Origin of the sequence: Magnetovibrio sp. (assembly GCF_036568125.1) — a bacterium.
GTDB lineage: Bacteria > Pseudomonadota > Alphaproteobacteria > Rhodospirillales > Magnetovibrionaceae > Magnetovibrio.
This window is the reverse complement of the sequence record NZ_DATCTF010000010.1, coordinates 745,765-753,328: the sequence shown is the minus strand read 5'-3', so window position 1 is coordinate 753,328 and position 7,564 is coordinate 745,765. Positions and strand designations below refer to the sequence as shown.

4 protein-coding genes are annotated in these 7,564 nt (G+C 58.0%); 1 reads left to right on the top strand and 3 read right to left on the bottom strand.

The window, feature by feature from the left end:
• Nucleotides 1-51: 51 nt before the first annotated feature.
• Nucleotides 52-948 (bottom strand): translation elongation factor Ts, encoded by an 897-nt coding sequence (gene tsf / locus VIN96_RS08370; RefSeq protein ID WP_331895365.1) that lies wholly within the window; start codon nt 946-948, stop codon nt 52-54.
• A gap of 52 nt (nt 949-1,000) precedes the next feature.
• On the bottom strand, nt 1,001-1,831 hold the full coding sequence (rpsB, locus tag VIN96_RS08365; protein WP_331895363.1) for a 30S ribosomal protein S2: 831 nt from the start codon (nt 1,829-1,831) through the stop codon (nt 1,001-1,003).
• A 322-nt stretch (nt 1,832-2,153) separates the two neighbouring features.
• Here rpsB and VIN96_RS08360 point away from each other — a divergent pair, with 322 nt between their 5' ends.
• Entirely contained in the window at nt 2,154-3,806 is a 1,653-nt protein-coding gene (locus tag VIN96_RS08360; RefSeq protein WP_331895361.1) for an ATP-binding protein, read from the top strand.
• A gap of 201 nt (nt 3,807-4,007) precedes the next feature.
• On the opposite strand, the gene dnaE is transcribed toward VIN96_RS08360, so the two are convergent.
• The gene (dnaE, locus tag VIN96_RS08355) at nt 4,008-7,481 is read right to left on the bottom strand and encodes a DNA polymerase III subunit alpha (protein WP_331895360.1); all 3,474 of its coding nucleotides are present in this window, start codon (nt 7,479-7,481) and stop codon (nt 4,008-4,010) included.
• Nucleotides 7,482-7,564: the final 83 nt, after the last annotated feature.

Below are 7,564 nucleotides of genomic sequence, written 5' to 3'. Positions count from 1 at the left end.
CTTCCTGTATAGGAAGCCCCCGCTTTGCATTCTATTTCGAAGCGACGTGTATTAGACGCCCGCGACTGCAGCCACTTCGGCTGCGAAGTCTTCTTGCTTCTTTTCGATGCCTTCGCCGAGACCGAAGCGGACGAAACCTTTGATGTCGACACCAGCGGCTTCGGCGGCTTTGCCGACCTTGCTTTCGCCGTCGATCACGAAGGTCTGTTCCAAAAGGCAGACTTCGGCAAAGTACTTCGAAATGCGGCCGACAATCATCTTTTCGATGATTTCTTCGGGCTTGCCGGATTCACGAGCCTGTTCGGTGAGAACCTGCTTTTCGCGTTCCAGCAATTCCGGATCGAGGTCGTCGCGCGACAGCGATGCCGGGTTGACGGCGGCGACATGCATCGCAACCTGTTTGCCGAAGCTCGCGGCATCTGCGCCGGTTGCGGCGACCAGAACGCCGATTTTGCCCAGGCCATCGGCGATTGCGCCGTGCATGTAGGAAGCCACTTCGCCACCATCGACGCTGAGCACCTGCACGCGGCGGATGTTCATGTTTTCACCGATGGTCGAGATCAAGTGGGTCAGTTCATCCGCAACGGTGCGCCCGGTGCCCGGATAATCCATGGCGTTCAGCGCATCGAGATCGCCGTTCGACGTCAAGGCCAGCTTGGCGACGGTGGACACGAAAGACTGGAACTGGTCGTTACGCGACACGAAGTCGGTTTCGGAGTTCACTTCGACCACGGCGCCGGTGTTGCCTTCGACGGCAACGCCGACAAGACCTTCGGCGGCGATGCGACCGGCCTTTTTGGCGGCGGCGGCAAGACCCTTGGTGCGCAGCCAGTCAATGGCGGCATCGATGTCGCCATCGGTTTCGCTCAAGGCCTTTTTGCAGTCCATCATGCCCGCGCCGGATTTCTCGCGCAGGTCTTTAACCAAAGCAGCAGTAATAGCAGCCATCTTAAATATCTCCTTTAAGATGTTGTCTTAGCATATTGCTATGACAGAAATTTTACGCAGATGCTTCCTCGGAGGAAGCGGCTTCTTCAGCGGCCGGAGCAGCTTCGACGACAGCTTCGCTTTCCTCAACCGGCAGCACTTCAGCGATCGGCTCGACGGCTTCGCCCAGATCGCCGCCGCTCTTGACCACTTCTGCCTGAATGCCGTCCAGCACAGCGCCGGAAATCAGTTCGCAGTAGGTGGTGATGGCGCGGATCGCGTCGTCGTTGCCCGGGATCGGGTAATCAACGCCACGCGGGTCGGAGTTGCTGTCCAACACAGCCACAACGGGGATGCCCAGCTTGTTGGCTTCGGCGATGGCGTTGGCTTCCTTGTTGGTGTCGATCACGACCATGATGTCGGGCAGACCGCCCATGTCCTTGATGCCGCCGAGCGCCAGTTCCAGCTTGTCGCGTTCGCGGGTCAACTGCAGCAGTTCTTTCTTGGTCAGGCCTTCGCTGCGCGACGGATCGCCGAGCTGAGCGTCGAGTTCGCGCAGGCGCTTAATGGAACCGGAAATGGTGTTCCAGTTGGTCATCATGCCGCCGAGCCAGCGGTGGTTGACGAAATACTGACCGCAGTTGCGGGCGGTTTCGGCGATTTTGTCTGCGGCTTGACGCTTGGTACCGACGAACAGCACACGGCCACCACCGGCGACGGCGTCGCGCACGGCTTCCATGGCGCGACCCAGCAGCGGTGCGGTCTGGCCGAGATCGATGATGTGAACCTTGTTGCGCGCACCAAACAGGTACGGCGCCATTTTCGGGTTCCAGCGGCGGGTGTTGTGACCAAAGTGCACGCCGGCTTCCAAGAGCTGGCGCATGGTAAAGGTTGGCATTGCCATTTTTGTATTCCTATTCCGGTTAAGCCTCCGCGGACACTTGTCTCCCCCCTTGTGTTTTGGGTCAGAGACACCGGAGCGACAATCCGACGAATTTGCGCCGGCGCCGCACGTCCACGTGCGAAATCACGTCCCCTCATGGAACGTGTGGGCGGTTTCTACGCCCACATCGGCTACAATGCAAGGGGTTTTCACCGTCCACCACCGCACAAATCGCGCCACAAGTTGGCTATTTTCGCAATTCTGGTTTATGTCGACGCCTGTTCGGTCAATAATTGATCAAGAAACGTGATCCGGAACCTCAGGGTGTAAGCAAGAAACAAATATGTTCAACCGCAAAATTTCGACCCAGTTCATCGCGCTTTTCGTCGCCATTCTGGTGGGCACGCTGGCCCTTCTGGGAACGTCGACCTATAGCTCGCGAGGCGTCGAAAATCGCATCGAGGAGATCACGGACCAAACGCTGATCGTGACCAAGCAGCTTCACGAAATCCGCCACGCCGGTTCTGCGATCGCGTTTTTCGTCAATGAAAACGTTCTCCAAGCGTTGCTGAACCAATCCACCCCCACCGTCGCATTGGATCGCTCCATACAAAAAGAGTATGAAGTGCATGTCGCTCATATGCGAGACGTGCTGTCTGAATACAGCAGCTACATCGATGCCTATTTTCCAGATGAAACCAAAAGCCGCGACGACATCTTGCTGCTCAGCGGCGCCCTGACCCGTTCCACGTCGTCTTTTTTCAAACACGTCAACGAAATGAACGCCGCCCAAGAGCCGATGACGCAAACTCAGATGAAAAATTATCTGAGCGATTTCAAAACGGTAGAAAACGAGTTCCTGGCGCGTATCGATGCCGCCCTCGATTACGAAAGCGACGAACTGCGCGAGCGCATCGCAACCCTCAACACGACGCTCCGCCAATCGCAGCAAGCCGTTTGGGTGGTTTTCGGCCTTTTGTTCACACTGGTCCTGTTCGCCGGTCTGGTCATGACGCGCAAAATCATCAATCGCATCCAGACGCTGAACGCAGCCGTCAAAGACATCAGCTTGTACGATCTGACGGCGCGGATCGATGAAAGCGGCACTGATGAGCTGAGCGAATTGGCGGCATTGTTCAACACCATGGCCCAGCGTCTGGAGGATATGAACAAAAGCCGTGACCGCGATGAAGAAATTCTGAAAAATTTCAACGAACAGCTTCATGTGCTCGTGGAAGCACAGACCCAGGAACTGCGAACGGCCAAGGATCGCGCTGAAAGCGCCAGCCAGGCCAAATCGCGTTTCCTATCCGCCATGAGCCATGAATTGCGCACGCCGCTCAACGCCATCATCGGCTATGCCCAGATCTTGAACATGCCCAATGCCCAAACCTCGTCCGAGGACGCCAAGCGGCATATTGCCGCGATCGTGAAAAGCAGCCAGACCCTGCTTGCGCTGATCGATGAGGTTCTGACGTTGTCGACACTGGATTCGAACACCATCCCCATCCAGTTGAGTTCGACCAATTTACAACAGGCGTTGAAATCCAGCATAGAAAGCGTAGAGGCGCTGGCGAAGTCCAAACACATCTCAATCGTCAACGAAGTGAATGCGGTGCACATGCCACGCGTGCACGCCAACAAAGATCATTTGCAAAAGGTATTTTTCAACTTGTTGAGCAATGCCGTGAAATACAATCGCGACAACGGCCGGGTGATCATCAAATCGACCATTTTGCACGATCAAAACAAGGTCAGGATCACCATCCAAGACACCGGCGCAGGGTTCATCGAGGATCATCCCGGGCAGATCTTGGAACCATTCGAGCGCCTGGCGTTCGAAAACTCATCGATTGATGGCGGCGGTGTCGGTCTCACCATCGTCAAAAGGTTCTTGACGAATATGGAGGGCGAATTGGGCTACCGCTCGACCCCCGACCACGGCAGCGAGTTCTGGGTCGATTTGCCGGCCGCCGTGGACCTGGCGATCGCCTAAAACCCCACCGGATTCCCAGCGGCAACGACGCGCCGCTTTTTGCTCCCCCTTTGGCGGGTTCCCTCTATAATGGTGCGCAGGAGAGATTTTCATGCGCTATCACCAAGGACGCCTGATCCGCCAAAACGAACTGTTCGTCCGCAACTGTAAGATTTGCGGACTGTTTTTGATTGTTTTGATCGGCGGTTTGGCCTTAGCGGCCTAAATTTCCATCACCTCGGCGATGCCGGGTATGGAATAGACCGTGTGAAGCAGTTCCGGTGTCACGGAAATCGGCTTTTGCTTGAGATCGACGCGGGTTTCATGGTGCGGCGTGCGCACCAGAATCTGCACCAGCCCCCGCCCCGGTTTGGCGTCATTGACGGCTTGTTGAAGGTCCGCAATCGGCTTTTCGTTGGTGATGGTGATGCGCAGCCCCGCAGAGGTCTGCGCCGCCATCTTGTCCAGACCGCGCACCGACTGCGCGGTCATGCGCACGGTTTCGCCCTCGAATTGCGCGGTGGCCTTGATCAACACCGCGGTGCCCGGTTCCAGCAAATCCCCTGCAGCCGCCAACGTTTCGGAAAACATCGTCACTTCGTACGACCCCGACGCGTCGGAGAAGGTCACGAAAGCGTATTTGTTGCCCTTTTGGCTGATGCGTTCCTTTTTGCTGACCACGGTGCCGGCCAAAGTGAAGTTGCCCGCCTGGCCGCGCGCCAAAACCTTTGAATACGGCACCACGTCGAGGCGCTGCAGGCTTTTGCCGTAGCTGTCGAGCGGATGGGCGCTGAGATAAAAACCGATGGCATCGAACTCTTCGCGCAGGCGTTCCATCGGCGGCCAATCGGACACGTCGGGCAAGCGAATGGTCTGTTTGGGCTGATCGCCGCCACCAAACAGCCCGATCTGATTGCTTTCGCGTTCCGACTGCTGGGCCGAGGCCTCGCCCATGATCGCCTCGATGCCTTGGTGCAACTGCTTGCGGTTGCGGTTGAGGCTGTCGAAAGTGCCCGAACGGATCATATTTTCCATCTGGCGCTTGTTGACCTGATGGGTATCGAGACGCCCGGCGAAGTCTTCCAGGTCCTTGAACGGACCGTTCTTTTCGCGTTCTTCGATGATGCTGGCCATGGCCGCTTCGCCGACGTTTTTAAGCGCCGCCAACGCGTAGCGAATGGCCGTGGGCTTGCCATCCTTGTCGCGTTCGACCTTGAAATAGGTTTCCGACGCGTTGATGTCGGGCGACAAGAGCTTCACCCCCATGCGGTCGAGTTCCTGGCGGTAGGCGTTGAGCTTGTCGGTGTTGCCCAAATCCAGCGTCATCGACGCGGCCATGAACTCGTAAGGGAAATTGGCCTTCATGTAGGCGGTGTGATAGGCCACCAAGGCATATGCGGCGGCGTGCGATTTGTTGAAGCCGTAACCGGCGAACTTGTTGACCTGATCGAAGATCTGATCGGCCTTTTCGGGCGGCACGCCGCGCGCTTCGGCGCCGTCGACGAACAGCTTGCGCTGGGCGTCCATTTCCGCCTGGATCTTTTTACCCATGGCGCGGCGCAGCAAATCCGCGCCGCCCAGCGTATAGCCCGACAGCACCTGAGCGATCTGCATGACCTGTTCCTGATAGATCATGATGCCGAAGGTTTCCTTGAGGATCGGCTCCAGGGTAGGATACAGGTAATCGGGCTCTTCCTCGCCGTGTTTACGGCGAATATAGCTTGGAATATTTTCCATCGGACCGGGACGATACAGCGCCACGATAGCGATGATGTCCTCGAACGTGGTCGGGCGCATCTGGCGCAGCTGGTCTTTCATGCCCGCAGATTCCAACTGGAACACGCCTTGAGTTTCGGCGCGCTGCAACAGTTCGAACGACGGACCGTCATCCAACGGTGCGGTGGTGAGGTCGATTGTGTGACCGCCCTCAAGCGCGAACTTCACCGCCGTGGACAGCACCGTCAGGGTTTTTAGGCCCAAGAAGTCGAACTTCACCAGCCCCGCTTGTTCGACGAACTTCATGTTGAAGCCGGTTACCGGCATGTCGGAACGTGGATCGCGATAGAGCGGCACCAACTGATCGAGCGGCCGGTCGCCGATCACCACGCCTGCCGCGTGGGTCGAGGCGTGGCGGAAGAGCCCTTCCAGCGGCTTGGCGATCTCGATCAGGCGCGCGACTTCGTGTTCTTCACGGATCATGCGCTTGAGTTCGGGTTCGGCCTCGACCGCTTCGGGCACCGTCATCGCCTTGCCGGGGTCGTTGGGCACCATTTTGCAGATGCGGTCCACTTGGCCGTAGGGCATTTCCAACACCCGGCCGACGTCACGCAACACCGCGCGGGCCTGTAACTTACCGAAGGTGATGATCTGGGCCACGTGATCGCGGCCGTATTTGTCTTGCACGTAGCGGATCACCTCGTCGCGGCGATCTTGGCAAAAGTCGATGTCGAAGTCGGGCATGGACACGCGTTCGGGGTTCAAGAAGCGTTCGAACAGCAGACCGAAGCGCAACGGGTCCAAATCGGTGATGGTCAGCACCCACGCCACCACCGAACCCGCGCCCGAACCACGGCCGGGACCGACGGGAATGCCGTGATCCTTGGCCCATTTGATGAAGTCGGCCACGATCAGGAAGTAACCGGGAAAGCCCATCTGCACGATCACGCCAAGCTCGAATTCCAAGCGTTCGCGGTATTCGCGGTCCTTGGCCTTCTTGTCAGCTTCGGACATCTCGGGGGTGAAGACCTGGGTTTGCAGACGCATGTCCAAACCTTCGTGGGCCTGGGCGCGCAGTTCGTCTTCTTCGCTGCGCCCTTCGCCGCAATCGAACGGCGGCAAGATCGGGTCGACCCGCGGCACCTTGAAGGCGCAGCGCTGGGCGATGACCAATGTGTTGGCTATGGCCTCGGGCACGTCGGCGAACAGCACCTTCATTTCCTCGGGCGACTTGAAATAATGGTCCGGGGTCAGGCGGCGGCGCTGGTCTTGGCTGACATACGCGCTTTCGGCGATGCAAATCAGCGCGTCATGAGCCTCGAACATATCGCGGCCGGGAAAGAACGCTTCGTTGGTGGCGACCAACGGCAGGTTCTTTTCATAGGCCCAATCGATCAGGCGCGCCTCGATCTGCGCTTCCTCCTTGAGGCCGTGGCGTTGCAATTCGACATAAAGGCGCCCCGGGTACGCTTTGGCGAGACGGTCCAAGCATGCCTCGGCGTGATCGAATTGGCCGCCCACCATCAAGCGCCCCACCGGGCCGTGAACACCGCCGGTCAGCAGGATCAAACCGTCGGAATACGTTTCCAAATCGTCCAGGGTGACCTGCGGATCTTCGACGTTGTCGCTTTCCATATAGGCGGTGGACAGCAATTTCAGGATATTGCGATAGCCGGTGTCGTTTTGCACCAGCAGCACCACCTTGTCGGGTTGCTGGACGCTGACGGTGCGTCCCATGGACGGATTTTCGCCGCCTTCGCGACTGACCGCGATTTGTCCGCCGATGATCGGCTGCACCCCGCTGTCGCCGGCATACAGCGAAAATTCCAACGCGCCGAAAAGGTTGTTGGTGTCGGTCACGGCGACGGCGGGCATCTTGTGGTCTTTGCACAAGCCCATCAGATCCTTGATGCGGATTGCACCTTCGGACAGGGAATACGCGCTGTGAACGCGCAAATGGACGAAATCGGCGTGAGACATGGGACAAATCAAACCACACCCGCGCCGATTCTGCCCACTTAAAAGTTATCCCCAACGCCACTTGAATCATACGCCAAACCGTC